This window comes from Halomicrococcus pelagicus, assembly GCF_050954125.1.
The window spans coordinates 522828-548107 of sequence record NZ_JBPBWC010000001.1 but is presented as its reverse complement, the minus strand read 5'-3'; the positions used below and the strand labels follow the sequence as shown (position 1 = coordinate 548107).

At 68.0% G+C, this 25280-nt stretch carries 27 protein-coding genes, 2 tRNA genes and 1 pseudogene; 15 read left to right on the top strand and 15 right to left on the bottom strand.

Annotation, left to right across the window (positions count from 1 at the left end):
- Positions 1 to 17 precede the first annotated feature (17 nt).
- Positions 18 to 485, bottom strand: a complete 468-nt coding sequence (locus ACRYA2_RS03080; RefSeq protein ID WP_433624105.1) for an Lrp/AsnC family transcriptional regulator — start codon at positions 483 to 485, stop codon at positions 18 to 20.
- Positions 486 to 561: 76 nt separating this feature from the next.
- The gene (locus ACRYA2_RS03075) at positions 562 to 1374 is read right to left on the bottom strand and encodes an inositol monophosphatase family protein (protein ID WP_433624103.1); all 813 of its coding nucleotides are present in this window, start codon (positions 1372 to 1374) and stop codon (positions 562 to 564) included.
- A gap of 256 nt (positions 1375 to 1630) precedes the next feature.
- Here ACRYA2_RS03075 and ACRYA2_RS03070 point away from each other — a divergent pair, with 256 nt between their 5' ends.
- A complete protein-coding gene (locus tag ACRYA2_RS03070; RefSeq protein WP_433624101.1) occupies positions 1631 to 1924 on the top strand; it encodes a hypothetical protein in 294 nt (97 codons plus the stop codon).
- Positions 1925 to 2072: 148 nt separating this feature from the next.
- Positions 2073 to 2156, top strand: a tRNA-Leu gene (locus tag ACRYA2_RS03065).
- A 217-nt stretch (positions 2157 to 2373) separates the two neighbouring features.
- Here ACRYA2_RS03065 and ACRYA2_RS03060 read toward each other — a convergent pair.
- The gene (locus ACRYA2_RS03060) at positions 2374 to 3558 is read right to left on the bottom strand and encodes a pyridoxal-phosphate-dependent aminotransferase family protein (RefSeq protein WP_433624099.1); all 1185 of its coding nucleotides are present in this window, start codon (positions 3556 to 3558) and stop codon (positions 2374 to 2376) included.
- Between the two features lie 799 nt (positions 3559 to 4357).
- Here ACRYA2_RS03060 and ACRYA2_RS03055 point away from each other — a divergent pair.
- On the top strand, positions 4358 to 5098 hold the full coding sequence (locus tag ACRYA2_RS03055) for a four-helix bundle copper-binding protein (RefSeq protein WP_433624097.1): 741 nt from the start codon (positions 4358 to 4360) through the stop codon (positions 5096 to 5098).
- A 27-nt stretch (positions 5099 to 5125) separates the two neighbouring features.
- Here the strand turns inward: ACRYA2_RS03055 and ACRYA2_RS03050 are convergent, their stop codons facing one another.
- Positions 5126 to 6253, bottom strand: a complete 1128-nt coding sequence (locus ACRYA2_RS03050) for an acyl-CoA dehydrogenase family protein (RefSeq protein ID WP_433624095.1) — start codon at positions 6251 to 6253, stop codon at positions 5126 to 5128.
- A gap of 161 nt (positions 6254 to 6414) precedes the next feature.
- On the opposite strand from ACRYA2_RS03050, the gene ACRYA2_RS03045 reads away from it, so the two are divergent.
- Together ACRYA2_RS03045 and ACRYA2_RS03040 are read left to right on the top strand one after the other, a co-directional pair.
- On the top strand, positions 6415 to 7134 hold the full coding sequence (locus ACRYA2_RS03045; protein ID WP_433624093.1) for a DUF7117 family protein: 720 nt from the start codon (positions 6415 to 6417) through the stop codon (positions 7132 to 7134).
- Positions 7135 to 7211: 77 nt separating this feature from the next.
- Positions 7212 to 7601 (top strand): hypothetical protein, encoded by a 390-nt coding sequence (locus ACRYA2_RS03040; protein ID WP_433624091.1) that lies wholly within the window; start codon positions 7212 to 7214, stop codon positions 7599 to 7601.
- On the opposite strand, the gene ACRYA2_RS03035 is transcribed toward ACRYA2_RS03040, so the two are convergent.
- The 3 genes from ACRYA2_RS03035 to ACRYA2_RS03025 all read right to left on the bottom strand — a co-directional run bounded on the left by ACRYA2_RS03035 (position 7598) and on the right by ACRYA2_RS03025 (position 10398).
- Complete coding sequence (locus tag ACRYA2_RS03035; RefSeq protein ID WP_433624089.1) at positions 7598 to 8491, bottom strand: bifunctional methylenetetrahydrofolate dehydrogenase/methenyltetrahydrofolate cyclohydrolase; 894 nt, start codon at positions 8489 to 8491, stop codon at positions 7598 to 7600. The genes ACRYA2_RS03040 and ACRYA2_RS03035 overlap by 4 nt on opposite strands.
- Before the next feature lie 101 nt (positions 8492 to 8592).
- Positions 8593 to 9885, bottom strand: a complete 1293-nt coding sequence (aroA, locus tag ACRYA2_RS03030; protein ID WP_433624087.1) for a 3-phosphoshikimate 1-carboxyvinyltransferase — start codon at positions 9883 to 9885, stop codon at positions 8593 to 8595.
- A 60-nt stretch (positions 9886 to 9945) separates the two neighbouring features.
- Complete coding sequence (locus tag ACRYA2_RS03025; protein WP_433624085.1) at positions 9946 to 10398, bottom strand: universal stress protein; 453 nt, start codon at positions 10396 to 10398, stop codon at positions 9946 to 9948.
- Between the two features lie 205 nt (positions 10399 to 10603).
- On the opposite strand from ACRYA2_RS03025, the gene ACRYA2_RS03020 reads away from it, so the two are divergent.
- Positions 10604 to 11092, top strand: coding sequence for a phosphopantetheine adenylyltransferase (locus ACRYA2_RS03020; protein WP_433624083.1), 489 nt, complete (start codon positions 10604 to 10606; stop codon positions 11090 to 11092).
- A 12-nt stretch (positions 11093 to 11104) separates the two neighbouring features.
- On the opposite strand, the gene ACRYA2_RS03015 is transcribed toward ACRYA2_RS03020, so the two are convergent.
- Complete coding sequence (locus ACRYA2_RS03015) at positions 11105 to 11425, bottom strand: transcription initiation factor IIB family protein (RefSeq protein WP_113276152.1); 321 nt, start codon at positions 11423 to 11425, stop codon at positions 11105 to 11107.
- Positions 11426 to 11509: 84 nt separating this feature from the next.
- On the opposite strand from ACRYA2_RS03015, the gene ACRYA2_RS03010 reads away from it, so the two are divergent.
- A tRNA-Leu gene (locus ACRYA2_RS03010) sits at positions 11510 to 11594 on the top strand.
- 302 nt (positions 11595 to 11896) lie between these two features.
- On the opposite strand, the gene ACRYA2_RS03005 is transcribed toward ACRYA2_RS03010, so the two are convergent.
- The gene (locus ACRYA2_RS03005; protein ID WP_433624081.1) at positions 11897 to 12781 is read right to left on the bottom strand and encodes a tetrahydrofolate dehydrogenase/cyclohydrolase catalytic domain-containing protein; all 885 of its coding nucleotides are present in this window, start codon (positions 12779 to 12781) and stop codon (positions 11897 to 11899) included.
- Between the two features lie 353 nt (positions 12782 to 13134).
- Here ACRYA2_RS03005 and ACRYA2_RS03000 point away from each other — a divergent pair, with 353 nt between their 5' ends.
- On the top strand, positions 13135 to 13506 hold the full coding sequence (locus ACRYA2_RS03000; protein WP_433624079.1) for a DUF7344 domain-containing protein: 372 nt from the start codon (positions 13135 to 13137) through the stop codon (positions 13504 to 13506).
- A gap of 206 nt (positions 13507 to 13712) precedes the next feature.
- Here ACRYA2_RS03000 and ACRYA2_RS02995 read toward each other — a convergent pair whose 3' ends face one another.
- From ACRYA2_RS02995 to ligA, 4 genes are all read right to left on the bottom strand, one after another.
- Positions 13713 to 14012: a DUF8036 family membrane protein gene (locus ACRYA2_RS02995; RefSeq protein WP_433624077.1), complete on the bottom strand. Its 300-nt coding sequence runs from the start codon at positions 14010 to 14012 to the stop codon at positions 13713 to 13715.
- Positions 14013 to 14018: 6 nt separating this feature from the next.
- Positions 14019 to 14294 (bottom strand): winged helix-turn-helix domain-containing protein, encoded by a 276-nt coding sequence (locus tag ACRYA2_RS02990; RefSeq protein WP_433624075.1) that lies wholly within the window; start codon positions 14292 to 14294, stop codon positions 14019 to 14021.
- A gap of 135 nt (positions 14295 to 14429) precedes the next feature.
- The gene (locus ACRYA2_RS02985; RefSeq protein ID WP_433624073.1) at positions 14430 to 15263 is read right to left on the bottom strand and encodes a spondin domain-containing protein; all 834 of its coding nucleotides are present in this window, start codon (positions 15261 to 15263) and stop codon (positions 14430 to 14432) included.
- Between the two features lie 179 nt (positions 15264 to 15442).
- Positions 15443 to 17134 carry an ATP-dependent DNA ligase LigA gene (gene ligA, locus ACRYA2_RS02980; protein ID WP_433624071.1) on the bottom strand — a complete coding sequence of 564 codons (1692 nt, stop codon included), beginning with the start codon at positions 17132 to 17134 and terminating at the stop codon, positions 15443 to 15445.
- Positions 17135 to 17239: 105 nt separating this feature from the next.
- Between ligA and ACRYA2_RS02975 the strand changes: the two genes are divergently transcribed.
- Positions 17240 to 17512, top strand: a complete 273-nt coding sequence (locus ACRYA2_RS02975; RefSeq protein WP_433624069.1) for a DUF7111 family protein — start codon at positions 17240 to 17242, stop codon at positions 17510 to 17512.
- A 14-nt stretch (positions 17513 to 17526) separates the two neighbouring features.
- Here ACRYA2_RS02975 and ACRYA2_RS02970 read toward each other — a convergent pair whose 3' ends face one another.
- The gene (locus ACRYA2_RS02970) at positions 17527 to 18975 is read right to left on the bottom strand and encodes an aryl-sulfate sulfotransferase (protein WP_433624067.1); all 1449 of its coding nucleotides are present in this window, start codon (positions 18973 to 18975) and stop codon (positions 17527 to 17529) included.
- Positions 18976 to 19079: 104 nt separating this feature from the next.
- Between ACRYA2_RS02970 and ACRYA2_RS02965 the strand changes: the two genes are divergently transcribed.
- On the top strand, positions 19080 to 19742 hold the full coding sequence (locus ACRYA2_RS02965; protein ID WP_433624065.1) for an RNA 2'-phosphotransferase: 663 nt from the start codon (positions 19080 to 19082) through the stop codon (positions 19740 to 19742).
- 82 nt (positions 19743 to 19824) lie between these two features.
- A complete protein-coding gene (locus ACRYA2_RS02960) occupies positions 19825 to 20439 on the top strand; it encodes a S24/S26 family peptidase (protein WP_433624063.1) in 615 nt (204 codons plus the stop codon).
- Here the strand turns inward: ACRYA2_RS02960 and ACRYA2_RS02955 are convergent.
- Positions 20367 to 21332 (bottom strand): succinylglutamate desuccinylase/aspartoacylase family protein, encoded by a 966-nt coding sequence (locus ACRYA2_RS02955; protein WP_433624061.1) that lies wholly within the window; start codon positions 21330 to 21332, stop codon positions 20367 to 20369. The two genes, ACRYA2_RS02960 and ACRYA2_RS02955, sit on opposite strands and share 73 nt — an antisense overlap.
- Before the next feature lie 89 nt (positions 21333 to 21421).
- Here ACRYA2_RS02955 and ACRYA2_RS02950 point away from each other — a divergent pair, with 89 nt between their 5' ends.
- From ACRYA2_RS02950 to ACRYA2_RS02935, 4 genes and pseudogenes are all read left to right on the top strand, one after another.
- A complete protein-coding gene (locus ACRYA2_RS02950) occupies positions 21422 to 21829 on the top strand; it encodes a hypothetical protein (RefSeq protein ID WP_433624059.1) in 408 nt (135 codons plus the stop codon).
- A 131-nt stretch (positions 21830 to 21960) separates the two neighbouring features.
- Positions 21961 to 22923 carry a glycosyltransferase gene (locus tag ACRYA2_RS02945; RefSeq protein ID WP_433624057.1) on the top strand — a complete coding sequence of 321 codons (963 nt, stop codon included), beginning with the start codon at positions 21961 to 21963 and terminating at the stop codon, positions 22921 to 22923.
- Positions 22924 to 23118: 195 nt separating this feature from the next.
- The gene (locus ACRYA2_RS02940; RefSeq protein WP_433624055.1) at positions 23119 to 24147 is read left to right on the top strand and encodes a beta-ribofuranosylaminobenzene 5'-phosphate synthase family protein; all 1029 of its coding nucleotides are present in this window, start codon (positions 23119 to 23121) and stop codon (positions 24145 to 24147) included.
- Positions 24148 to 24171: 24 nt separating this feature from the next.
- Positions 24172 to 25008: pseudogene (locus ACRYA2_RS02935) on the top strand (RAD55 family ATPase).
- Positions 25009 to 25280 lie beyond the last annotated feature (272 nt).

Sequence of the window (25280 nt, the reverse complement as noted above, 5' to 3'; positions counted from 1 at the left end):
TCAGGGTTCCGGTCTCGTCACTCCTCGTCGGCGGCACTCAGGGGAAGCTCCTCGCTCTCGAACGGCGTCCCGAGGACGACCATGGTCTGGGAGCGCGAGAAGCCGTCCATCTGGGCGATGTTCTCGAACATCAGTTCGCGGAGTTCGTCGGCGTCCCTGGCGTACACGCGCATCAGCACGTCCCACGACCCCGTAGTGAGATGGACCTCCTGGACGCCGTCGATGTCTTCGAGACGTGCGAGGGTGTCTTTCTCCCGGCCCTGCTCGACGCGCAGGCCGACGAACGCCGAGATACCGAGCGACACCTCCTTCGGGTTCACCTTGGCGTGGTAGCCGCTGATGACGCCTTCCTCTTCCATCCGGTTGACGCGGTCGTGGACCGTCGCGCTGGACATGTCTATCTGTCGAGCGATCTCGCTGAAAGGAGTCCGTGCGTCGGACTGGAGCGCCCGCAGGATGGCGCGGTCCGTGTCATCCAACTTCATACGCTACCCTGTCCCCCCGGAGATAAATATCCTTACACATATCGGAACGAGTGACTGAACTCGCCGCGGGCGTAGACTACCCGCCGTCGGTTCGCTCCGACTCGGCGTCGCGCGCGGCGGCCAGGACGGCCTCATGTGCCTCGCCGTTCGAGGCGACCAGCCCGCGATTGCCGACCGTCCACCGGTCGCCGTGAACGTCGGTCACGGTCCCGCCGGCCCGTCGGACCAGGTGGACGCCGGCCACGCTGTCCCACGGATTCGGCGAGACGTTCGTCACGGTGGCGTCGAGCGCGCCGCTCGCGACCATCGAGAGCGTGAGCTGGGCGCAGCCGATGCGACGCATGTCCCCGAACCGGGAGACGATGCTCCGGACGGCCGCGGCGTACTCGTCGCGGCGGTCGAACCCCCACCAGATGGTCGGCGCGACGGCGAACGTCTCCGGGTCGGTACGGTCGCTGACCGACAGGGCGTCGCCGTTCCTGGCGGCGTCGTCCGGTCCCGCGACGTAGGCGTCGCCCAGCGCCGGGGCGACGTTCGCCGCCGCCACCGGTTCGCCGTCGCGGACCGCCGCGACGCTCGTCATCCACAGCGGCGTCTCCCGGACGAAGTTGTTCGTGCCGTCGATGGGGTCGACGACCCAGGCGTCGCCCTCCTCGGGCACCGCCTTCAGCGCGTCCTCCTCCTCGCCGACGATGGCGTCGTCGGGGAACTCCTCGCGGACGAGTTCGACGACCCGCCGCTGGGCCGCACGGTCGGCCTCGGTGACCACGTCGGTCTTCCCGTCTTTCGTCTCGACGTCGAGGTCCGTCCGGAAGCCGTCCGCCGCGACGCGACCCCCTTCGGTCGCTGCGCGCTCGGCGAGTTCGACGCGCGCGTCGATGTCGGTCATGGTCGTGGCTGTCCTGGAGCGAGGAAAGGGCTGTCGGTTCCGAACACGTCGGACATGTGAAACGACGCGTCGGCGGAGACGACCGCGGTCGTCGACGGTGCGCGGTCGGTGCTGTCGCCTCGCGTGAGTGGTGGTCACGTGAGCCAAAATCGCATCCCGTGGATGGTTCGAAATACTTATTCGGATGTGAGTTAAGATTTGTAATGAGCAGTCGGCCCCTCTCCCCGCAGAGGGGTGCTGTCGAGAACTGATACCAATGTGGCAAGACTTCGTATTCCTCGGTGGAAGCATCGTCATCATGCTATCGCTCGTTCCGACCCTCCGTGACGAGGACGCGAGCGTTCCGCTCCGAACCAGCCTCCCCTCGGTCGTGGTGCTGTTCGCCCAGACCATCGCGTTCGCCACCATCGGCCTGACAGCGTCGGCGGTCGGCACCGGGATGGGGTTCGTGCTGTGGACGCTCATCGCCAAGCGGAAATCTCCGGTCCGAGAGCGGCGGCCCTCCACCGCCGGCTCGCTTCGCGGCGTCATCTCCATCCTGGCCCGCTAGGACCGTCGTCGCTCTTCTATCGTCGTTGTCGCGTCTCGCAGCGACGGCGACTGTCTGCCGCTGCGTTCGCGCCGTCGAACGATTTCGGAGGGCGTTTATAGATTCGGAGACCTTAGGTGGAAACGCCGAGACGAAAACGACCCACGGTGCGAGGGTAGCCAAGCCTGGAAACGGCGGCGGACTCAAGATCCGCTCCCGTAGGGGTCCAAGGGTTCAAATCCCTTCCCTCGCACTGACGGCCCCGACGGGCCGGAACAGTGCGGCAAGACGGAGCGTCTTGCCCTCGCAAACTGCGGTCCCTCGCGGACCCTCGCAAAACGTTCTCGCGACGTCACGCCGGCCAGCGGTGGTGCCGGCGATGCGTCGAGTCGTTCGCCCTCCGACGAGGTCGAGAGAACAGGTCAGCGTCCTCCGCGAGCGTCGACCGGGAGGTGAATCGCGGTGACGGATTACTCGCCCAGCCGCCGGCTCGTCGCGGCGAGTCCGGCCTCCACGTCGACGTCGGCCCCCTGGTCGTCCAGCGCGTCGCCGAGTGCGCTCACGAGGTAGGAGACGGTCTGGGGGCGCGCGGAGTATCCCATGCACCCGATACGGAAGATGTCGCCGTCGAGGTCGCCCAGCCCGGTGGCTATCTCCAGGTCGTACTGCTCCAGCAGGTAGTCGGTCACGTCGGTGTCGGTGACGCCGTCGGGCACCCGGACGGCGTTGAGGCTCGGCAGCCAGTAGTCGTCCGGCGCGTTCATCGAACCGCCCATCGCCTCGACGCCGGCCTTCAGCGCACCGGCCATCTCGCGGTGACGCTGCCAGCGTTCCTCGATGCCCTCCTCGGCGACGAGCCTGAGCGCCTCGCGGAGCGCGTACACGTTCGTGATGGGCGCCGTGTGATGGTAGGCGCGCTCGTCGCCCCAGTACCCCTCCAGCAGCGAGAGGTCGAGGTACCACGACCGGGCGGGGTCGTCCCGGGAGAGCACCTTCTCCATGGCGCGGTCGTTGAGCGTCAGCGGACTCGCACCCGGCGGACAGGAGAGACACTTCTGCGGGCCGGCGTAGGCCGCGTCGACGTCCCACTCGTCGACGCGCAGTTCGACGCCGCCGAGCGACGTGACGGTGTCGGCAATCACGTACGCGTCGTGGTCGTGAGCGATGCTCGTCAGTTCCGGAACGTCGGGCTGGAGGACGCCCGTGCTGGTCTCGGCGTGGACGAACCCGAACACGTCGGGCTGGTGCTCCTCGAAGGCCCGCTCCACGTCCACGGGGTCGAGCGGTTCGCCCCACGGCGCGTCGACGTGGACGACCTCGCCGCCCGCGCGCTCGGCCATCGACTCCATCCGCCCACCGAAGTAGCCGTTCGTCGGGACGAGCATCGTGTCGCCGGGTTCGACCAGGTTGCCGATGGCGGTCTCCATCGACGCCGACCCGGTGCCGGAGACGGGAATGGTCCATTTGTTGTCGGTGCGGAACGCGTACCGCAGGAGCTCCTGCACCTCGTCCATGATCTCGACGAACGAGGGGTCGAGGTGGCCGACGAGCGGCGTACTCATCGCGCGAAGCACGCGCGGATGGACCTCGCTCGGGCCCGGTCCCATCAACGTCCTGTCCGGCGGCGTTAGTTCTCCGACGTCCGGTCTGTCCATACCGCTCCGTTTTACGGCCCGGCACAAAAACCTCGTCCTCGCGGAACTGCTCTCCAACGCGAGGCTAAATCGGAAAACCCGGGGTTTCCAGCGGAAAACGGTCGAAACGGTCGCGGCGCTTTATCTCCGCCGTCCGCATATCGTGGGGTGCCCAGTGAACGCTGGGCGAGAAACGCAACGGAGACACTGGGGGTGACGCGACGGCGAGGACTGGAAAGCGATTTCCGACCCCGGTCGGGACTGGGGAGCCCGGCCGGGACCGGCCATCGACGGCGGCCGTCGTTCGACCGGCATCGAAGCGAGCGCGGCCCGCGTACGACGCGGGAACCGTCGCTCGTCGGGGGAGGTGACCGGAGACGAACGCGGCCGCCGGGGACGCGGACCTGTGTCCGGGACGGTTCCGGGGTACGAGTCCGTGAGCGCCGGTCTCGACGACCGTCCGCGCCGCCGGGGGACGCTGCGACACTCACGGCCGCACTGTCGGAACGGGCCGTGCTATCCGGGCCGTCGAATCGGCCGCTCGCTCGACCCGCCGGGGACGGGTCGAGCGAGGACAGCTGACGACAGATACTCGTTCCAGTCGTCGCTGTTTCTCGTTCGAAGCGACAGTTGAACCGGAGTAACGACTCGTTTTCCACGCTACGGGCCGCGGCGAACGTCTCGTCGGTGTCGCTCCTGAACGGTTCGGACGAAGCTAAACGGAACGACCCGGTCGCCTGAACGGTCGGGAACGGTCGCGGCGGTTTAACCGGTGGTCGACTGTACTGGCGAGTGCTCCCGCGAGGGAGCGGAGAAAACAATGGCACACCAGTACCAGCAGCCGCAGGCAGGCGGTGGGCAACGCTACGGTGGATCGAGACAACAGACCGGCGGCGGTCAGCAGTCCCGACGGGGCCAGCAGTCGGGCCAGCCACAGCCAGGCGGCCAGCAGTCCCAGTTCGGCCAGCAGGGACAGCAGTTCCAGCAACCCCAGCAGGGACAGCAAATCCAGCAGGGCCAGAAGTTCGAGGACCATCTGACGAGCGAGATGCGGATGTGTCTCGACGACTGCCTCGAAGTCGAGCAGGTCGCGGAGTGGTGTGCGGACCAGTGCATCGAGCAGGGTCCCCAGATGGCCGACTGTGCGCGCCTCTGCGAGGACGTGAGCGACATCGCACATCTGACGGCGAAGACGATATCGCGGAACGCAGCCACGACGCCGTACGTCGCCGAGGCGCTGCTGAACGTCGGCGAACAGACGCTCGAGGAACTCCATCGCCACGACGCGCCCCACACGCAGGAGACGGCGAACGTGCTCGACCGGACGCTCGACTCCACGTACCAGGTGCTCCAGACGATGGGACAGCAGCCCGGAATGCAGCAGGGCGGAACGCAGCAGGGCGGTGGCCAACAGACCGGAATGCAGCAAGGCGGTATGCAGCAAGGCGGAATGCAGCGAGGCGGGGGTCAGCAGGGCGGTATGCAGCAAGGCGGAATGCAGCGAGGCGGGGGTCAGCAGGGCGGAATGCAGCAGGGCGGCGGCCGGCAGCCCCAGTTCTAGACCGAGAGCGACTCTCGGAGGCGCCGGTCAGTCGAGCAGATTTCGCGCGATGACTTTCTTCTGTATCTCGCTCGTGCCCTCGTAGATGGTCGTGATCTTGGAGTCGCGGTAGAACCGTTCGACGTCGAAGTCGGTGGTGTAGCCGTAGCCGCCGTGAATCTGGACCGCCTCGTTGGTCACGTCGACGGCGGACTCGCTGGCGAAGTACTTCGCCATGCTGGCGGCCATCTCCGGCGTCTCGCCGCGGTCGTCGGTGCGCGCCGCGTCCCGGGTCAGCAGGCGCGACGCCTGCACCTTGGTCTGCATGTCGGCCAGCTTGTGCCTGATGGTCTGGATGTCGGCTATCGGCTCGCCGAACTGCTCGCGGTCCTGGGCGTAGGCGACCGCCTCGTCCAGCGCGGCCTGGGCCAGTCCGACGGACTGGCTGGCGATGCCGATGCGACCGCCGGTGAGGATGTGGAACGCCGCCGAGAGACCGCGGCCCTCCTCTGTGAGGCGGTTCTCCGCGGGAATCCGCACGTCGTCGAAGATGAGCGTCGTCGTGTCGCTGGCGCGCAGACCGAGTTTGTCCTCCTTCTTGCCGACCTCCAGTCCGTCGGCGTCCTTCGGGACGGCGAACTGCGTGACGCTCCGGGGGTCGTCGCGGTCGGTCTTGGCGAAGAGGACGACGACGCCCGCCCGCTGGCCGTTGGTAATCCACTGTTTCTTGCCGTCGATGACGTACTCGTCGCCCTCTCGCCTCGCTTCCGTCGTCATCTCGGCAGGGTTCGACCCGGCCTGCGGTTCCGAGAGTGCGAACGCGCCGACGGGACGGCCGTCGACCATCTCCGACAGCCAGCGCTCCCGCTGGTCCTCGTCGCCGAACTCTGCGATGCAGGAGGTGGCGAGACAGTGGACCGAGAGCGCCGTGGCGACCGACAGGCTCCCGTAGGCGACCGCCTCGTTGACGAGGCTGTACGTGAGCCGGTCCACGTCGAGACCGCCGTACTCCTCGGGGACCGTCATCCCGGTCACGCCGAGGTCGGCCATCTCGTCCCAGACGTCTTCGGGGAACTCCTGGCGTTCGTCGCAGTCGGCCGAGAGGGGTCGAATTTCCTCGACGGCGAACTCCCGGACGGTGTCCCGGATGTGGCGCTGTTCCTCGGAGAGGTTCATACCACGCAGTTTCGGACGGTGAAGGAAAAACTTGCCCGTTCCTCGCGGACGGGTCGACGCACGGGAGCGGTGGACCGAAGGTGGACCGAAGAACGTGGGAGGCCGAGCGTGGAGGAGAGCGGCACCCGGGAGTTTTCAACGCGGCCCGCCAACGTACGGACATGAAAGTGCGCGGTCGGCGGGAGTGCAAGGACTGCGGAACGCGGTGGTCGTACTACGAGACGGGAACCGTCGAGTGTCCGGACTGCGGAAGCGTGCGTAGCATCGGCGTCGACGAGGAGCGTCGCCAGCACACCGACAGTCCGGCGGACCTCGACCTCACCGACGTGCGGAATTCGGTCGACGGCCGCCCGATGCGCGAGGTCGCGGCCGACGCCGAGGAGTCGGCCCGGGAGTACGTCCACAAGCGCGGGTTCATCGACGGCGGCGACCTCCGGACGCTGGACGACACGTATCTCGCGGCACAGGAACTCCGCCACGCTGCGGACGTGTTCGGACGCTCGTTCGACCCGACCGACGACGAGGAACTGTACTTCCTCTCGCTGTTGCGCGGCGCGGACGTGGGCGACCGTCCCGCGCCCGCCGAAGTGCCGGAGTCCATGCACGACGTGCGCGGACTGGCGGTCGGCGACGCGCTCCGGGAGTACCACCGAGACCTGACCACGTGGGTCGACGACCGCGACGTCTCCCGGGAGAGTCGGAGCGCGCTGGAGACGCTGGGCGAGCACGTCCGGCGCGTGCGGGCGCTGGAGGGCGGCGTCGACCCCGAGACGGCGGAGTCGCTGGTCGCGGCCGCCAGGGAACTGACGCGCCACCTCCGGGACGACGACGAGGACGCTCTGGTCAGCGCCCGCGACCGCCTCCGACGCGTCGGCGAATAGCCGTGGCGTCGCCTCGTCGACCACCGACTCTCGACCGGTAGCGAACGCTTTTGCCAACTGCTACCTAATGGCAAGATATGGCGACCGACGGTCCATCGTCGGGTGGCCGGCTCGTCAGGGTGATAGTCGCGGCCGCGCTCGTCGCGGCGGTGGTCGGGCCGTGGCTGGACTGGGGTACTGCACTCTCGCCCGGGAGCGACGCGTTCGCTCGACTGGCCGGGCTCGCTATCCTCGGAGTCGTCGTCCTCCTGCTGGTCCTGCAGAAGCGGCGCACGCGCGACCGGCGTCCGACCGACCGCGGTTTCGACGGCAAGGGCGCGGCCTATCGGCGCGAGGAGCACGACGACCGGACCGCGAGACAGCGCGACTGGCAGCGGGAGAATCCCGAGCGGGAGAGAACGAGCGACGGCCGTAGCCGAGATGCGAGCGCGCGACGGGCCGACCGCGACGGGAACGAGCGAGATTAGGGCAGGGTTACGTCGACGCCTTCCTGCCGGCTGGCGGCCTTCGCGGTGTTGTAGAGCAACATTGCGCGGGTCATCGGCCCGACGCCGCCCGGGACGGGGGTGATGGCGCCGGCGACCTCCTTCGCGGATTCGAACTCGACGTCGCCAACGAGTTCGTAGCCCTTCTCGGTGTCCGCGTCCACGCGGTTGACGCCGACGTCGACGACGGTCGCGCCCTCCTTCAGCATCGAACCGTCGATTAGCTCGGGGACGCCCGCGGCCGCGACGACGATGTCCGCCTCGCGGGTGTGCGCCGCCAGATCCGCCGTGCGGGAGTGACAGACCGTCGTCGTCGCGTTTCCGAAGGGTCCCTTCTGGACGAAGAGGTTCGCCATCGGCTTGCCGACGATGTTCGAGCGTCCGACGACGACCGCCTCCGCCCCCTCGGTCTCGACGCCCTCGTGTTCGAAGAGCTTCTGGATGCCGTGGGGGGTACAGGGTTTGAACCGGGCGTCGCCGGCGACGAGCCGTCCGACGTTCTCCGGGTGGAACGCGTCGACGTCCTTCTCGGGGGCGACCGTGCGGAGCACGCGGCGCTCGTCGACCTGGTCGACGAGGGGCATCTGGACCAGGATTCCGTGAACGTCGGGATCGCGGTTCAGCTCCTCGACCGTGTCGTACAGCTCCTCGGCGGGCGCATCCTCGTCGAGTTCGACGTGGACGCTCTCGATGCCGACCTCCTCGCAGTCGTTCTGTTTCATCGAGACGTACGTCTCGCTGGCGGGGTCGTCGCTCATCAGCACCGTGGCGAGCCCCGGTCGAGCGCCCGCGTCGGTGAGCGTCTCGACGCTGGCTTCGAGGTCGGAGCGAATCTCCGCGGCGACGCCGTCGCCGTCGATGACGTTCGTCATTACCGGGGAGTGGAGTCCGGACGCCCTTCAATATTCGGATTCGTGCCTATTTCTCACCCAAAAGAAGACGCGTTATGCATATCGGTGCACAATCGTTCGGGTTACCGGTCTATGTCGGCACCGAGGTCGTACAGCACCTGGAAGAAGTCCGGAAACGACACGTCGACGTGCTCGGCGTCGCCGACCGTCGTCGGGCCGTCGGCAGCCAGCGCGGCGACGGAGAGGGCCATCACGATACGGTGGTCGGCGTGCCCCTCGACGCGGGCCCCCCGGAGGTCGGACTCGTCGCCGTTCACCACGAGTTCGTCCTCGCGCTCCTCGACCGAGGCGCCGAATTTCTCGAGTTCCTCGGCCATGACCGAGACGCGGTCGGTCTCCTTGTACCGGACGTGCTCGCAGTTGACGATGCGGGTCTCGCCGTCCGCGACAGCGCCGAGCGCCGCGACGGTGGGCAGCAGGTCGGGCGTGTCGCCGACGTCCACCTCGGTTCCCGAGAGCGACGAGCGCCGGACGGTGACGACGCCGTCGTCGCGGTTCCAGTCCACGTCCGCCCCCATCCGTCCCAGCACGGGAACGATGTGGGTGTCGCCCTGCGCGCTCGGGTACGCGCCCTCGACGCGCACGGCGGCGTCCTCGTCGGCCGCGACTGCGCCCGCCGCGAGCAGGTACGAGATGGACGAGAAGTCGCCGGGGACGTGGTACTCGCCGTCTGTCGGTTCGTAGAACTGGCTGCCCTCCACGTGGTAGCTGTCGCCACCCTTGCCGGCCTCGACGCCGAACTCGTCTAGCAGTTCGAGCGTGATGTCGACGTAGGGGGCGGACTTCAGTTCCGTCTCGAGGTCGACCTCGACACCCTCGTCGGTGAGCGCGCCGGCCATCAACAGCGAGGAGACGAACTGCGAGGAGACGTCGCCCGGCATCGAGACCGTGCCGCCATCGATAGGTCCTCGCACGACGAGCGGCGCTCGTCCGTTCCCGCGAGTGCTCTCTGCGCGTCCGCCGAGTTCATCGATTGCCGAGAGGAGCGGTCCCTGCGGGCGCGACCGGAGCGACGCGTCGCCCGAGAGGACGGTGATGCCGTCCGCGAGCGCGGCCGCCCCCGTCACGAGGCGCATCGTCGTCCCGCTGTTCGCGCAGTCAAGTACGTCCGCCGGCACGTCGGGCCGGCCGTCGAAGCCGTCGATCTCGACGGCCCCGCTCTCGGTTTCGGTCACGTCGCCGCCCATCGCGTCCACGGCCCGCATCGTCGCCTCCGTGTCGGCGCTTATCAACGGGTCGTACACGAGCGCACCGCCGGAGTAGCCCGCCGCGAGAATCGCGCGGTGTGTGTAGCTCTTCGACGGCGGTGCGCGCGCCGTCCCCGCGAGCGTCGACGGCGTGATTTCTGTGTCCATGTGCGCCACGTCTACCCGGGGCGGTATCAGCATACCGCCTGCCGCAACTATGGACGCCGCTCAGCGCACGACGGTCACCGGCACCGTCGCGCGCCCGGCGACCGCCTTGGCGACGCTGCCGAACAGCCCCTCGTACCGTTCCGACGTCCCGCGGTGGCCGACGTAGATGGCCTCGAAGTCCTCCTCGTCGGCGTACTCCGTGATGCGTTCGACCGGTTCGCCGTACAGCATCCCCGTCTCTATCTCCGCGTCGGCGCGCTCGGCGACCGCCGTCGCCTCGTCGAGCAACTCCTGTCCGCGAGTCTCGGCGTCCTCGACGCTCGACAACAGGAGTTCGTCGTCGGCCTCCGCGAAGCTCTCCGGCGGCTCGTCGCCGCCAACGAAGAACTGCTCGGGCGAGACGACGTGAATCGCCGTCACCGCCGCCCCGGTGTCTCGCGCCATCTCGAGCGCGTACTGGAGCGCGTCCTTGCTCGCTGGCGAGCCGTCTATCGCGACCAGATATCCCCCCATTTCGTACACCCCCTGCATCGTTCGCCCCCTGCGCGGTTGTCCGTTTCGGCTATCGAGTTCGGTATCGCGGGACCGGATTCGAGTCCCGTCGCGCGGTCGTCGTCCGCGTCCGGTCGCGACAGAACGGCTGGAAGCGGACGCGAACCGCAGTAGGCGGCGAGGATGTTCCGAAGGTGATAAACCCCGCGGTACCATTCGCCGGGGTATGGACGTTGCGCTGGGGGGGACGTTCGACCCGGTTCACGACGGTCACCGAAAACTGTTCGAACGGGCGTTCGAACGCGGTGACGTGACCGTCGGATTGACGAGCGACGAACTCGCGCCGAAGACGCGTCACGTCGATCGGTACGTCCGCTCCTTCGAGGAGCGCAAGCGCGACCTCGAAGCCGAGCTCCGGGCCATCGCCGAGGAGTTCGACCGCGAGTTCCAGGTTCGAAAGCTGGAGGAACCGACCGGCATCGCGACCGAACCGCAGTTCGATGCGCTCGTCGTCTCGCCCGAAACCCGGGACGGCGGCCAGCGCATCAACGAGATTCGCGAGCAGCGCGGCCACGACCCCCTGGAGATAATCGTCGTCGACCACGTCGAGGCCGAGGACGGCAACATCATCTCCAGCACGCGCATCGTCGAGGGCGAAATCGACGAGCACGGCAACCTGACGCCGGAGCGCGACGGGCGGAAACCCCAGGAGTAGCGGCCCTTCTCGCTACCACGACGGCGGTTCCAGCCCCGCTTCTTCGAGAATCGACTTCCAGCGCTGCTGGACGGTCAGCCGCGCGACTCCCGCGGCGTCGGCGACCGCCTGCTGGGAGCGCTGGTCCCCCTCGATGAGCGCCCCGGCGTAGAGGCTCGCGGCCGCCACGGCGCGCTTCGACCGCTCCTCGGCGTCGTCGGACCGGGCGACGGTCGAGAGGAACAGGTCGGCGGCCCGCGAACGCGCGGGCGTGTCGAGGTCGAGTCGGTCGGCGACCTGCTGGAGTTCGGCGAGCCACTCCTCGTTTTCCACCTGGTCGCGTGCGCGGTACACGTACACCGGGTAGCGCCCGCCGATACATTAAGCCCTCGTCCAGAACGACAGCTTCTTGAGGAGCAGTTCTGAACGAAACGGTGAGCGCGGGTAGCCAAGCCAGGCCAACGGCGCAGCGCTTAGGACGCTGTCTCGTAGGAGTCCGCCGGTTCGAATCCGGTCCCGCGCATACCGTCTCGAAAGAACGTGAGAGACGTGTGTGCGCAGACCGATTCGAGCCCTGGAAGACGCGCGCAGCGAAGCAAGCACGTCTTCATTCGGTTCGAATCCGGTCCCGCGCATACCGTCTCGAAAGAACGTGAGAGACGTGTGTGCGCAGACCGATTCGAGCCCTGGAAGACGCGCGCAGCGAAGCAAGCACGTCTTCATTCGGTTCGAATCCGGTCCCGCGCACTACGACGAAACACTGCCGATTACCGCAATTGACGGTAACTCCGGGGTCTCACATCATATCACGGGCGTCGCCCCGGGTTACAAATCTATGCCCGTCTGGAGTTGCGTAGTCTCGACCGTATTTTTGTGCAGCACCACTCGCGTCATCGGGCCGACACCGCCGGGCACGGGCGCGATGTGGTCCGCTTTCGGCTCGACGCTCTCGAAGTCAACGTCACCCACGAGCTCGTAGCCCTTCTCGTTGTCAGCGTCGACCCGACCGATACCAACGTCGACGACCGTGGTCCCGTCGCTCACCATGGACTCATCGACGAACTCTGGAACGTCGACAGCGACCACGAGAATGTCCGCTCGCCGGGTTTTCTCTGCAAGGTTCTCGGTCCGGGAATGACAGAGCGTAACCGTCGCGTTGCCACCGTCAGCTTTCTGCGTTAGAAGGTTGGCGAGCGGCTTGCCGACGATCATCGACCGGTTCACGATGACTACGTCTGCACCGTCGATCTCGATGCCCTCGTCGGTCAGGAGTTTCTGGACGCCAAGCGGAGTACAGGGAACGAACCGCGGATCGCCTGCGACGAGCCGACCGACGTTCTCCGGGTGAAGGCCGTCGACGTCTTTCGCAGGGCTGATGTGGCTGACTGCTTCGTGCCAGTCGATGTGTTCCGGAACGTCGTCTTGAACGAGGATACCGTGGACGTCCGGATTGTCGTTCAGTTCGGCCAGCACGTCGTGGAGCTCTTCGGCAGGAGCATCGGAGTCGACATCGACGTGCGTCCCGTTGATGCCGAGGTCCTCGCAGTCCTGTTGTTTCATCTCGATGTACGATTCGGCGGCGGGGTCGTCGCCCATGTGAACGGTCGCAAGCCCCGGGCGAGCGCCTGCGTCCGCGAGCCGTTCGATGGAGTCTCGGAGGTCGTCCCGGAGTTCGGCGGCCAGGGCTTTGCCATCAAGGATTTCGGCCATGTTCGATTATCTAACCTCACCGATAATAAACATATTGATGTATGATGATGCGTATTTAGCCTAAGGAATATACATACACGTGTGCAGAATAGGTCGGCATTCTAGCGACTCGGACGCAGTCCTGAAGGGGTGTAGCTCATTTGACTGTCTCTCCCACTACAAATGCACGGTCGGCTGGTCAGGTTTCCGGAGTGATTCGAACCCTGTCACGAGCGACCGAAGAGAGCGACCTCACCATCTGAAACGTTCGAGCAGAAGATAGGGGTCCCTTCAGAGTCGAGAGTATTGTGATGTGTTCGGCGCCATTTTGTTAGCCCAATAACATTATGGGCGTCCGAGTAGACGTTGACAGTATGGCCGAAGGGGGACGGGGAAACGAGGGTCCTCAGGAGGAGTCGCTCTCTACAGACGAAATACTGGAGATCCTGAGTAACTACCAGCGACGAGGAGTCATCAAGCATCTTCGCGACGCACCGGGACAAGTTCATTCCATCGACGAGATAATAAACTATATCAAGAAGCTCGAACAGAAGCGATACGGCGAATCGCCCGGAGAAGACCATCTACTATCGGTTCTCGTTCACGTCCACGGTCCGAAGCTCGAAGACGGCGGGCTGGTAGACTACGACGTCCCGAACAGGGAAATCCGCTACTATCAGAACGCGAAGGTCGAACGATTGCTAGCGAAGATAGAAACTACCGTCGAAGAGTTCGAAGAAGAATGACCTTCGATATCGGTTCGACCAGCGAACGACCACCTCCACGTTCGGAGGTTCGACGAAGCCGACGAGGCGATCGAGGAGACACCACTCTCCACTTCGACGTACCAGCGCGCTCCGTCGACCAAACCAACGGTACAGCAGTCCGGATACCGCCGTTGGCGTCGAATCCAGTCTCGTGCATACCCTCACGCCACCGAAGGACGACTCCGTCACTTCATCGTCACGTACGTCAGGAGACCGAGCGCGACGAACTGGAGACCCCGAAGGACGGCGACGACTGTCTGGACCGTCGGGTCGGGCGAGAAGAGCATCCGCATGCTGAAGAAGAAGTAGATGGCGAGGGCGTTCTCGACCAGCAGCACTCCGCCGAACGCGAGCAGCCCGAACGCGAGCGGCGTCCGGAACGTCCGATAGTTGCGGAGCCAGACGAGCGTCAGCGCGAGCAATAGGAGTACGTTCACGCCCGAGAGGACGATGCCGAACAGCGTCGTGGCGTTCATCGTTGCCATGTTGGGTCACTCCACGTGGTTCGTGATGCGCTCGAACTCCTCCTTGTGGTGTTCGAAGCGGTCCGTGAGGAAGTAGAGTTTGCCGTACTCGTCACCGCCGGTCTCGAGTACGTCGTGTTCCACCAGCACGTCGAGGTGGTAGCGGATGGTGTTGTAGTCGAGCCCCAGGCAGTCGGCGAGCTGGTTCGCGTTCCGTGGTCGCTCGTCGAGCGCCCCGATGATGCGGGCGCGGTTCTCCCCGCCGCGGGTCCCGACGAGGAGGTACCACAGAACCTTTTCCATTCCACGCGGGACATGTTCGCCTTCGGTCCAGTTAATGCTGCCCCCGGACGGCAGTCGCGACCCGTGGAAAAGCGAGTGAGTAGCGCTCCGGGGAGACGGGGGTGTCGCCGCCGTCCCCGGTGCTCGTCCATCCGCTCAGCTCATCTCCGGCGTGCGCGTGACGCGAATCACTTCGGACGTGTGCGGGTATGCGTAACCGTCGCCGACGTCGGTGACGAGCCGAACCGGTTCGTCCTCCGACGGGCCGGTGTCTGGCCCGGACTGGCGGGGAGCCTGGTTCTCCCCCAGTCCGGGTTCCTCGTTGCGCTCGGTCCCGGCGTCCCAGAGGTCGACCGCGATGGTCACGTCGCCGTCGAGCGGTTCTTCCTCGTCGAACAGCGCGACGCCCCTGTCGTCCGGCGCGTAGAACAGGTCGTTCGACTGGACGAACATCGTCGCGAACGACAGTCGCTCGCCCGGCGAGGCGTCGACGGAGAACTCGTAGGCGTCCCCCGGCCCGAGCGGTCCCGGTTCGTCCGCGCCGACCGGCGTGTCGAACGCTCCGCTGTCCGACACCCCCATTCGTTCGGACAGCGACGACGCCAGTTCCATCGGTACCCCGTCCTCCGCGAGCGCTTCGAGTCCGTTGTCGCGGGCGGGTTCCCCCGCGGTGAACATCGGTGCCGGTTCGTCGTGGACGGCGTACGCGCCCGGTGACAGCGGAATCGGTTGCTCCCCGGCGTCGCCGTTCGCCGACGTCTCGAGCGTGGTCGGCTTCGAGACGTTCTCGATTCGCACGGTGAACGTCGTCGCAGCGTTCGTGCCGTCGTCCGAGCGTGCGGCGACGGACGCGTGGCCGCCTACATCGAGCCGCGACAGGCCGACGGCGGAGAGAACCCCCGCCGACCACGTCAGAACGGTCCGCCGAGACGTCCGCACGTCGTTCGTTCGCTCGCTCTCCCCCGGTTCGTTCGGTGTTTTCGGTGGCATGGTCTATCGTGCGCGTCGGCGCACGGACGGAGGGACAGCGGACGCACGAAAGTGCTTTTTTCAAGCTCTCTCCGGGGTCTCTGGAAACTCTCTCTAGAATCCGGCCGGACTCTCCGCAACGACGTCGGCGGCGCGTGGAACGCGGCGGACGCGGACGGTCCACGAAGCGAGCCGCGCGCTCACTGCTGGTCGGCCAGCCGTTCCACGCGCTCCAGCGAATCCGCGTCCTCGGGGTCCTTGTCCTCTCGGACGCCGAGGAATCGGGGGAACCGCAGGGCGTACCCCGACGAGTAGGTGGGGGACTCCTGAATCTCCTCGTAGCCCACCTCGAAGACGACTTCGGGCGAGAGGTCGACCTCCTGGCCGTCCTGGGCGGCGATGTGGGGTTCGAGCAGCTCCGTCAGTTCGGCCAGTTCCTCGTCGGTGATCCCCGTGGCCACCTTGCCGATGGTCTCGAAGCCGGAGTCGGTCCACGCGGACAGCAGGAAGGTACCGAGGAAGCTCGCGCGGCGGCCCTCGCCCCACTCCGCGCCGGTGACGACGAGGTCGAGCGTCTCCACGTCCGGCTTGCGCTTGAGCCAGTTCTTCCCGCGGCGACCCGGCGAGTACGTCGACTCGGGGTTCTTCAGCATGATGCCCTCGTGGCCGGCGTCGAGCGCGTCGGCCTCCACGTCGGCGATGTCGTCCGGGTCGTCGCTGACGACCAGTTCGGAGACGTCGTCGCCCAGCAGGTCCCGGAGGCAGTCGTGGCGCTCGGTCAGGGGGACTTCCAGCAGGTCCTCGCCGCCGGCGTGGAGGCAGTCGAACGCCCGGAGTTCGACCACGACCTCCTCTCGCGCCCGGGCCACGTCGTGCTTGCGCCGGAAGCGCCGCAGCACCTCCTGGAACGGCAGCGGTTCACCGCCGTCTATCGCCACCACCTCGCCGTCCAGTATCGCCGGTTCGTCGAGCGTCGCCTCCGCGTACTCGACGATTTCGGGGAGCGGGTCGGTCACGTCCTCCATGTTCCGCGAGAAGACGCGGACGTTCGGGGACCCTGCGAGCGCGTCGCGGTCCCCCGGCAGGTCCAGTCCGTCGGGGTCGTAGTGCAACTGGACGCGCGCGCCGTCGTACTTCCAGTCGACGGCCACCTCCTCCCAGTCGTTGAGCGCGTCGCTCACGGTCCCGGCCTGCGCGAGCATCGCCTGCACGGGCCGGCCGACGCTCAGATCGAGCGCCGCGAGCCCCTCGGTGCCGTCCTCGCGGGCGACGCAAGCGACCCGACCGTAGTCGTTCGACACCTGCAGCGCGCGTTCGACCTCTTCGACGGGCACGTCGAAGCCCGCGGCGACGGCGTCGCGCACGGTCCCCTCGCCGACGCCGATGCGCATCTCCGAGAGGACGAGACGAGCGAGGTAGCGCGCCTCCGCCGACCCGGTGCGGTTGAACAGGCCGAACAGGATGTCTATCTTCGTGTCCTGACTGCCGGACCCCTCGACGGCGGCCAGCGCGGCGAGTTCGTCGTACACCTCGGCGACGGTGAGGCCGTCTTCGCTACCCTCACCGAACGCGCCGAGACCCTGCTGACCGCCGAAGTCGTAGCTCGCCGCTACCTCGCCGACGTCGCCCAGTTCGGCGAGTTTCGCTTCCACGTCGTCGGCGGCGACGTTCCGGCCGGCCGCCCGCGCGATGGCTTCGTAGCAGTAGTTCGGTCCGATGTCGAGCGTCGTCGAGTCCCACGCCGGGAACACCCGGCCCTGGACGAACCGCGCCAGGGCCTCCAGGTCGTCGTCGGCCGCCACCAGCAGGTCGGTGACCGCCTCGACGATCTCGGTGTCGGCGCTCATCTCCTCGATTTCCGACGCGCACTCGGCGAACTCCGCGAACTCCATCGTCGGACGTTGCCAGCGCCCCGGATTAAATCGCTCGGTACGGCCTCGAAGCGATCGCGGACCGGAACCGACACGTTCGACTGGGGGGCGCTCGAACCGGCGAGCATGACCGACACGCGAGCGGAGAACGGCGTCACGGCGCGCTACAGCGAGACCGACCGCGAGCGCGTCCTCGAACTCGAAACCGACGGGCGGACGGCGGCGGTCGCGCAGAACCGCGAGGGGTACGGGATGTTGAAGGTGCGGGAGACGGCGGACGGCGAGGAACTGGAGCGGTACTACGGCTTCGACATGGCGATAGACCACGCCGCGGAACTGCTCGGCGTGCGTCCGGACGCGGTTCCGGTGCCCGAGGCGGCGAGCGACATGGGGATGTAGCCCGGGCCGGCGACTCAGAGCAGTGCGGAGACGGTGTCGAGGACGTACGCCACGCCGGCGAGCGCGAGCAACAGGAGCAAAGACCAGACGACGCCCGCGTTCTCGACCTCGACCGGGAACTGCACGGTCACCGACGGACCGACCCACCGGAGTTCGACCGCGGCCCAGGCGAGGAGGACGCCGGCCAGCGCGAAGACGGCGAGCACGTCCCAGAAGCCCATCCACCACGGGAAGAAGTAGCCGAGCAGGCCGTTCTCGACGACCGGCGGGACCAGGTTGCGGATGCCGGCTTCGACGTTGCCGACCACGCCGCGCTCGTCCGTCTCGACGGCGTGCGAGGCGATGCCGGCGCGCTCCGCGCTCGGACCGCCCGCGCTCTCGTCGCCCGTGCCGAGGCGTTCGGCCTCGTAGGCGCGGTCGACCGGCACCGACCAGACGACGTCGCCCGACTCGTCCAGTTCGAACACGCGGTCGCCGACGGTGTCGGTGACGAGCGTGTTGCCGTTCGGCAGGCGGTCGGCGTCCCGCGGCCACTGCATCCGGTCGTCCCGCCACGTCCACGACCGGTGCCACGAACCGTTCTCGCGCTGGTACTCGACGAGACGGTCGTTCTCGGAGTCGGCGACGACGACGGCGGGACCGCCCTCCGACGCCGGGATGTAGTCGGGGTTGTGCTGTTCGCGGAGGACGTCGTACTTGTCCTCGCTGCCGAGCGTCCAGTTCTCCACCAGGCCGTTGCGGTCGAGGAACGCGACCCGGTCCTGGTTGCGAAGGTCGACCATGACGCGGCCGTCTTCGAGGTACTCCACGTCGTTGATGTGCGACCAGTCAGCGTCGTACGCGCCGCCGCTCTCGACGGGCAGGTCGCTCTCGACGGTCCAGGTCCACTCCCGGACGCCCGACGTGGTGTTGACGACGAAGACCGCGTCCGCGCCGATGTCGGCGACCAGAACGTGCGAGTCGTCGATGACGTCGACGTCGTGCCAGCGACCGTTCTCCGCGCGGTGGCTGTACAGCCGCGTCACCTCCCCGGTCGAGAGGTTGAGGCGCTCGACGACGTTGCGCCGGCAGTTGATGCCCGGGTCCGACAGCGGTCCGGACGCACAGACCGACGCGTTGAGTCGCTCGGTGGCGACGTAGGTCACCGACGCCGACCCCGTGAGAGCCGGGTCGACGTCCCAGTACGTGCTGTGGGCGTCGGTGTGGTAGCGGACTGTCCCGTTGGGATTGAACGCGATGAGCTCGCCCGACACCGAGCGCATGTCCCCGTTCTGGGTGGTGACGACGGTGATTCCGCCGCGCTCGCCGACGACGGCGTCCTGCGAACCGGGCTGCGCGTCCGCCCGGCGTTCGTAGACGGCGTTCGGTGCGGCTCCCGCCAGCACCATCTGGGTCACGAGCGCGAGCGCGATGGCGATGGAGAGCGTCGCGAACGCGGCCCGATAGGCGGACTTCCGGTTCATAGTCTCAGTTCCCAAATCTCCGGCAAGAATGTTCCGGATTGTTACACGAACCGACGGTGCGGAGCGCCGGGAGAGCTATCCGTCGCCGGCCACGAGAGACGAACGTGACCGAAACGGTCGTTCGCTGTCCGGAGCACGGCTACGTCGCCGGCGACGCCTGCCCGGCCTGCGACGAACGGTGCCGCCGAGTCCTCTCGGCGGACCGGCGGAAGCGCCTCTCGAAGTTCTGCAGCGGTGCGCTTCGCCACTTCCCCGACGACGCGGGCGTCGAACTGGACGACCGCGGATGGACCGACGACGACGCCCTCGTCGCCGCCGTGACGGAGCGCTACGACTGGGCCACCGCCGAACACGTCGACGCCGTCGTCGCCACCGACCCGAAGGGGCGGTTCGAGCGCAGCGGCGGGCGAATCCGGGCCGCCTACGGCCACTCGGTCGACGTGACTCTCGACGCGGACGCCGGGTTGAGCGGGACGTCCGAAACCGACGAGTCCGCCGTCCCGGACGAACTCTACCACGGCACCGCGCCACGGAACCTCGACGCGATTCGCGACGAGGGACTGCGGCCCATGGGCCGCCAGGAGGTCCACCTCTCGGAGACGCGCGAAGGGGCACGGGCGGTCGGCCGCCGCCACGCCGACGACCCCGCGGTGCTGGCGGTGGACGCGAAGGGTCTCGTCGCGGACGGTCGGCGCGTCACCCGGCGCGGAGAGGGGGTCTACGCGACGGAACGCGTCCCGCCGGAGTACGTCGACCGGGTCGACTGACGGCCCCTATCGAGCGTAAATCCGAGCCTGGCGCCCGGCAAGCGCCAGATAACAAAGCGCGGGCCGGTCGACTGTCGCCGTCGTGCCCCGACTCCGTCGCGTCGCGCCCGTCGCCGTCGTCCTCGTCGTCCTCGCGACCGCCGGCGTCCGGCCGCCGACGTACGCAGTCGTCAGCGGCAGCATGGCCCCGAACGTCGAGGTGGGGGACGCGGTGGTCGTGCTGGACGAGGAGTACACCCATCCCCGGGGAAGTCGGGACGGCATCGTGACCGTCCGCGCCGGACGCGGGACGGGCTACCGGTCGCTCGGCGGGTACGGTGACGTGATACTCTTCGCTCCGGACGGCCGCGCGAACGGACTGCCCGTCGTCCACCGGGCGCGGTTCTGGGTCGAAGCGGGCGAGAACTGGTACGACGAGGCGCGCCCGGCGTTCGTCGCGGCGGACGACTGCCGGGAGCTACGGAACTGCCCGGCACCCCACGCCGGATTCGTCACGAAGGGGGACGCGAACGGCCACTACGACCAGGCCACGGGCCTCTCGGAACCGGTCCGTCCGCGCTGGGTTCGCGGCGTCGTGGTCGCCCGCGTCCCCGAGGCCGGACGCCCCGTCGTCTGGTATCGTCGCTACTCCCGGACGAGCGCTACGTTCACCAACGACTCCCCGCCGGTCACGGTCGCCTCCTGGGTCAGCGAGTAGAGGACGCCCGCGCGGTCGGTCTCGACCTCCTGGAGCGTCTCGTAGGTCGTCGGGTCGTACAGCGTGCCGACGCGCTCGCCGGCGTCGACCCGCTCGCCGATTTCCCGGTCGGGGTCGGGGACGAAGAGACCGGAGTCGCGCGCCTCGACCCGGCCGAGGTGGTTTCGGGCCAGCGTCGGGTCGCCGTCGTCGACCGGGGACCCGTCGAGCACGTCGAGATGCCGGAGGACGTTCAGCGTACCGACGACGCCCGTCTCGACGGCGTCCTCGACGACCTGCTTGTTGTGGGCCAGTTCCGGCGTTATCGAGGGGATGTCCTCCCGGGTGGCGGCGACCCTGAGCTTCCCGCAGAAGTCGCGTCGCTGCCACTCGGCGTCGGCGTCCTCGTCCGCCTCCTCGGACAGCAGGAGGTCGGTGCCGAACGCCTCCGCGAGCCCCCGGGACGCCTCGTCGCCCTCCATGAAGACGACGTGCGTGAGCATGTCGGGGCTCCCGGTGTGGAGGTCGACGACCGCGTCCGCGCGTTCGACGTACGGCCAGAGCCGGGCGGCCATCCGCTCGTGGAGCGTCCCCGCCTCGTCGCCGGGCCAGACGCGGTTCATGTTCGGGTTGACGGCGTCCAGCCCCTCGGGCGTCGTGTAGGACACGCGGTCGAAGGTGAGCGGGTCGGCTACCGGTACGACGACGACCCGGCCGGCGAGGTCGGTCTCGCGGAGGTCGTCGTGGAGCCGCCGGCACACCTCCGTGCCGTTGACCTCGCGACCGTGCTGGGCGGCCTGGACGTACACCGTGGGGCCGTCCGTGCGCCCCTCGTACGTGTGGACGGTGGTCGTCACCGCCACTCCGGAGGGCATCCGTGCGAGCGTCACGCGCTCGGCGGCGTGGTCTGCCATAGCGGAAAAGGCGGCCCCGGGACAGTTGAACGTATCTCTTCCGAACCGATTGCAGTTAAGGCCTCGCGGTGCCACCGTCGAGTCGAACGATGTACTCGCGGGAGCACTTCCTCCTCGGCGCGGTCGCCGCCGGTCTCATGCTCGTCCCACTCTCGCGGACGTTCGGCCCACTGGTCCTGGCGGCGCTGTTCGGCTACGGCGTCCTGCTGAGCGTCTTCGTGGACCTCGACCACTTCGTGCTCACGCGCTTCCGGACGGGCGACTGGCGACACCTCCGGGCCTGCCTCGCCGAACCGACAGCCGCGTTCGGCGACCAGGACTGGGTGTTCGAGGACGTCGACGACATGGAACACGAGCGCATCCTCTCGCACGCCGTCGTCGGCGGCGCGCTGGTCGCGGCGCTCCTGGTCGTCTCGGTGCCCGTCGCCGTCTTCACCGCCGTGCTCCTGTACGTCCACGTGCTCGCGGACCTGTTGCGGGACAACGACCTCGCGTGACCCGGGCGACGGCCGGACTGCGTCGAACTTGCATCCGGCGGCACAGTCGAACTTATCCGGGGAGAGAAGCGATGTAGCGACGGAACGACTGAATCCAAATATACTTCCCCCGGGACCGTAGACATGGGTTCATGAGCCGGACCGTCGCCGTCGCACACTATCCGGAGGGTGCGGGCCACGCTACCCGGATGCTCGCGGTGGCTCAGGCGCTCGAGGGGCCAGCAACGGACGTCGTCCTCGCCGGCGGTGGCCCCGGCTCTCGCTTCATCGAGTACAACGGCTACGACGTGTACCGCCCGGCGACGGTCGACTTCATCGGCGACTACCAGGGCGGGTCGCTGCTGGACGTGGTCTTCAAGAGCGTCCCGTGCAGCGGCAAGCGGGTGTACGACCTCGCGCGGTGGCTCCGCCGCGTGGACCCCGACGCGCTCGTCACCGACGACATGTTCGCCGCGATGGCCGCCCAGACCACCGGTACGCCGCTGTACGTGCTCACGCACAACGCCGCGTCCTACTACGACGCCGCCGTCGAGCAGGTGTTCACGTGGCTGCTCAACCGCTACCAGCTGTCCGTGGCGGAAGGGTTCCTCTATCCGACCGTCTGGGAGCCGGACGTGGGCGACCCGCCCGGAGTCGTCTACCTCCCGCCCGTCGCGCTCGACCCCCCCGACGCCTCGACCCCGCCGGACGACCTCGACGTGCTCGTCGTCCCGAGCACCTACTCCACGAACTTCGACACGCTCGCCGAGACGCTCCGGGCCGAGGGCAACCGCGTCACGCTCGTCGGGGACTCCGACTGGACCTGCGTTCCCTCGATGGTCCCGTGGATACGCGCCGCCGACGTTGTCGTCTGCTCGGGCTACTCGACGGTGATGGAGGCCGGCGTCGCCGGTACGCCCTGCATCATCTACCCGTTCACCGACGAGCAACACGGCGTCTCGCGGGTCATCGAGCGCAACGGCCTCACCGGATTCCAGGTCGAACACTCCATCCCCCACGTCGCCCGCGCGGTCCGGCACCCGCCGGTGTCGCCGGAGTACGAAAACGGCGCAGAGCCGGCGGCCGAGTACGTCCTCGACCGGATGGCCGAGTGACGACCGTCGAACGACGAGGACGCATCGATTTTCGGGTCGAAGGCTCGATGTACGCGTCCCACCGGCAGTGCACCGCTCGCCGAGTCTGCCGAGTCGCGAGCACGGTGCGAAGCGGTCGGCGGCGGACGCGTTCGACGCTCCCGAGCGAATTGCCACTGCCGAAACCCCCTTTCCGCTTCTCCCCCGACTACCGCCATGGTGCAGGTGACGGCCGGCGCGCGACTCCACTTCGGCTTCCAGAATCTCTCGCTGGCCCACGAGCGACTGTACGGCGGCGTCGGCGTCGCGCTCGACGAACCGCGGGTCCGGGTCGAAGCGACCCCTGCGAGGAGCGTCGGCTGCGACCACCCGGCCGCCCGCGAGTACGCCCGGCGGGCGGTCGACCTGCTCGACGTGCCGGGGACGGCCGTGACGGTCCACGAGGTGCTGCCCCGGCACGTCGGTCTCGGCAGCGGGACGCAGCTCGCGCTCTCGGTGTTCGCCGCCGTCGCGCGAGCGCACGACCGCGAGCCCGCCGTCCGCGAGCGCGCGCCTGACCTGGACCGCGGGGGGCGCAGCGGGGTCGGCGTCGCCACGTTCGAGCGCGGCGGGTTCGTCGTCGACGCCGGCCACCCGGTCGAGCGCTTCACGGCTGACAGGCCCGCGCCCGGGGAGTGGTCGGTGCCGGCGGTCGCGGCCCGCCATCCGGTGCCCGACGACTGGCGGTTCGTCGTCGCGCTCCCCGACGCCGAACCGGGCCGCAACGGCGACGACGAGGACGACAGCATGCGCTCGGTGGTCGAGCGCGCGGACCCCGCCGTCGCCGACGACATCGGAGCGGTGCTGTTGCGCCGGGCGCTCCCGGCGATCACCGAGCGCGACTGCGAGACGTTCGGCGACGCCGTCGCGGAGATCGGTCGTCTCAACGGCGCGTGGTACGCCGACGAACAGGGCGGCGTCTACCGGCCGCCGGTCGGCGACGTGGTGGCCCGGTTGCGGGAGTCGAGCGCCGTCACCGGGGCCGGCCAGTCGTCGTGGGGACCGGCGGTGTACGGCGTCACCGACCGCGACCGGGCAGACGCGGCGCGAGAGGCGGCCCGGACCGCGCTCGGCGCGGTCGGCTGCGGGGGCGAGGTGCTGGTCGCCCGGCCGCGCAACCGCGGTGCGAACGTGTGCGAAACCGAAGCGGGGAGTTCCGACCCGGGGAGCGCCGACGGCGGACCTGTCGGCGAGCGTAAACGGTAAGGACCCCCCTCGAGAAGCGAGCGCATGGACCGCATTCAGTTTGGCGTCTCGCAACTCGACTCGCTGATCGGCGGCGGGTCGCCGCCCGGTAGCGTCGTCCTGCTGGCGGGCGACCCCGGAGCGGGCGCGCGCGAGTTCTGCTACACGAGTGCGACCATCAACGCTCTCGCGCACGCGGACCCCGAACTCTTCGACCTCCACTACGGGTCGGTGGCCGACGCGGCCGCTCCCCCCGACGAGATTCACTACGTCTCCTTCACCGCAAGCCCGCGGGAGATCCGCGAGGAGATACTCCATACCATCGACGACGAACTCGTCGACGCCGCGATGACCGAGATCGAGTTCGAGGACCTCTCCGGCGAGTACTTCCAGTTGAGTCCCATCCCGCGCGACTGGTACGTCGGCGAACGACGTACGCTCGCCGACCTCGGGAAGGCGCACGACCGCCGGGACGTCCTCGAAGCGTTCGGCGACTACCTGACCGAGCACGCCCCGGGCGGCCTCGTGCTCGTCGACGCGCTGACCGACCTCACGGCGCTCCCCGACGAGCAGGTCGACTGGAGCGAGGTGACCATGCTGTTGCACGGGCTGAAGAAGGCGTCCCGGTCGTAGGGCGGCCTCGTGCTCGTGCTCGTCAACCAGGAGAGCCTCACGGAGACCCAGATGGGGACGCTGACTGGAGCGGCCGACGGCACCCTGAACTTCGAGTGGGAGAGCGGCGGCAACGAGCGCGACCGCACCATGTTCGTCCGGGAGTTCCGGGGCGTCCTCTCGCGCATCGAGGCCGAGGACATCCTCCGGTTCGAGACCGAGATACACGACGCCGGCTTCGACATCAGCAACGTCCGCAAGATACGGTAGCCGACCGCGACGCGAACCGTCGTGGAAAAGGGTCTTTTGTGTGCCGGGCCGTAGCCTCGCGTGGCCGATGACGATAGAGAGCGTTCCGAGTCGGCGTGGCGGCCGGCGGTGACGAACCCTATGAGTGCCGAGGCCGCGTAATTAACCTTAGATATTTCGGAAGAAATGCTGATTCGGACAAAATACGGCGAAAATTGCCGGTTTCGTGTACGTTTGTGTTACTCCAATGGTTGTGATCGGTTGTCATTGTAGGATGGCTTGGGATTGTGGCC

Coding starts and splice junctions, on each gene's coding strand:
- ACRYA2_RS03080 (WP_433624105.1), bottom strand. CDS start 485: ATGAAGTTGGATGACACGGACCGCGCCATCCTGCGGGCGCTCCAGTCC.
- ACRYA2_RS03075 (WP_433624103.1), bottom strand. CDS start 1,374: ATGACCGACATCGACGCGCGCGTCGAACTCGCCGAGCGCGCAGCGACC.
- ACRYA2_RS03070 (WP_433624101.1), top strand. CDS start 1,631: ATGTGGCAAGACTTCGTATTCCTCGGTGGAAGCATCGTCATCATGCTA.
- ACRYA2_RS03060 (WP_433624099.1), bottom strand. CDS start 3,558: ATGGACAGACCGGACGTCGGAGAACTAACGCCGCCGGACAGGACGTTG.
- ACRYA2_RS03055 (WP_433624097.1), top strand. CDS start 4,358: ATGGCACACCAGTACCAGCAGCCGCAGGCAGGCGGTGGGCAACGCTAC.
- ACRYA2_RS03050 (WP_433624095.1), bottom strand. CDS start 6,253: ATGAACCTCTCCGAGGAACAGCGCCACATCCGGGACACCGTCCGGGAG.
- ACRYA2_RS03045 (WP_433624093.1), top strand. CDS start 6,415: ATGAAAGTGCGCGGTCGGCGGGAGTGCAAGGACTGCGGAACGCGGTGG.
- ACRYA2_RS03040 (WP_433624091.1), top strand. CDS start 7,212: ATGGCGACCGACGGTCCATCGTCGGGTGGCCGGCTCGTCAGGGTGATA.
- ACRYA2_RS03035 (WP_433624089.1), bottom strand. CDS start 8,491: ATGACGAACGTCATCGACGGCGACGGCGTCGCCGCGGAGATTCGCTCC.
- aroA (WP_433624087.1), bottom strand. CDS start 9,885: ATGGACACAGAAATCACGCCGTCGACGCTCGCGGGGACGGCGCGCGCA.
- ACRYA2_RS03025 (WP_433624085.1), bottom strand. CDS start 10,398: ATGGGGGGATATCTGGTCGCGATAGACGGCTCGCCAGCGAGCAAGGAC.
- ACRYA2_RS03020 (WP_433624083.1), top strand. CDS start 10,604: ATGGACGTTGCGCTGGGGGGGACGTTCGACCCGGTTCACGACGGTCAC.
- ACRYA2_RS03005 (WP_433624081.1), bottom strand. CDS start 12,781: ATGGCCGAAATCCTTGATGGCAAAGCCCTGGCCGCCGAACTCCGGGAC.
- ACRYA2_RS03000 (WP_433624079.1), top strand. CDS start 13,135: ATGGCCGAAGGGGGACGGGGAAACGAGGGTCCTCAGGAGGAGTCGCTC.
- ACRYA2_RS02995 (WP_433624077.1), bottom strand. CDS start 14,012: ATGGCAACGATGAACGCCACGACGCTGTTCGGCATCGTCCTCTCGGGC.
- ACRYA2_RS02990 (WP_433624075.1), bottom strand. CDS start 14,294: ATGGAAAAGGTTCTGTGGTACCTCCTCGTCGGGACCCGCGGCGGGGAG.
- ACRYA2_RS02985 (WP_433624073.1), bottom strand. CDS start 15,263: ATGCCACCGAAAACACCGAACGAACCGGGGGAGAGCGAGCGAACGAAC.
- ligA (WP_433624071.1), bottom strand. CDS start 17,134: ATGGAGTTCGCGGAGTTCGCCGAGTGCGCGTCGGAAATCGAGGAGATG.
- ACRYA2_RS02975 (WP_433624069.1), top strand. CDS start 17,240: ATGACCGACACGCGAGCGGAGAACGGCGTCACGGCGCGCTACAGCGAG.
- ACRYA2_RS02970 (WP_433624067.1), bottom strand. CDS start 18,975: ATGAACCGGAAGTCCGCCTATCGGGCCGCGTTCGCGACGCTCTCCATC.
- ACRYA2_RS02955 (WP_433624061.1), bottom strand. CDS start 21,332: ATGGCAGACCACGCCGCCGAGCGCGTGACGCTCGCACGGATGCCCTCC.
- ACRYA2_RS02950 (WP_433624059.1), top strand. CDS start 21,422: ATGTACTCGCGGGAGCACTTCCTCCTCGGCGCGGTCGCCGCCGGTCTC.
- ACRYA2_RS02945 (WP_433624057.1), top strand. CDS start 21,961: ATGAGCCGGACCGTCGCCGTCGCACACTATCCGGAGGGTGCGGGCCAC.
- ACRYA2_RS02940 (WP_433624055.1), top strand. CDS start 23,119: ATGGTGCAGGTGACGGCCGGCGCGCGACTCCACTTCGGCTTCCAGAAT.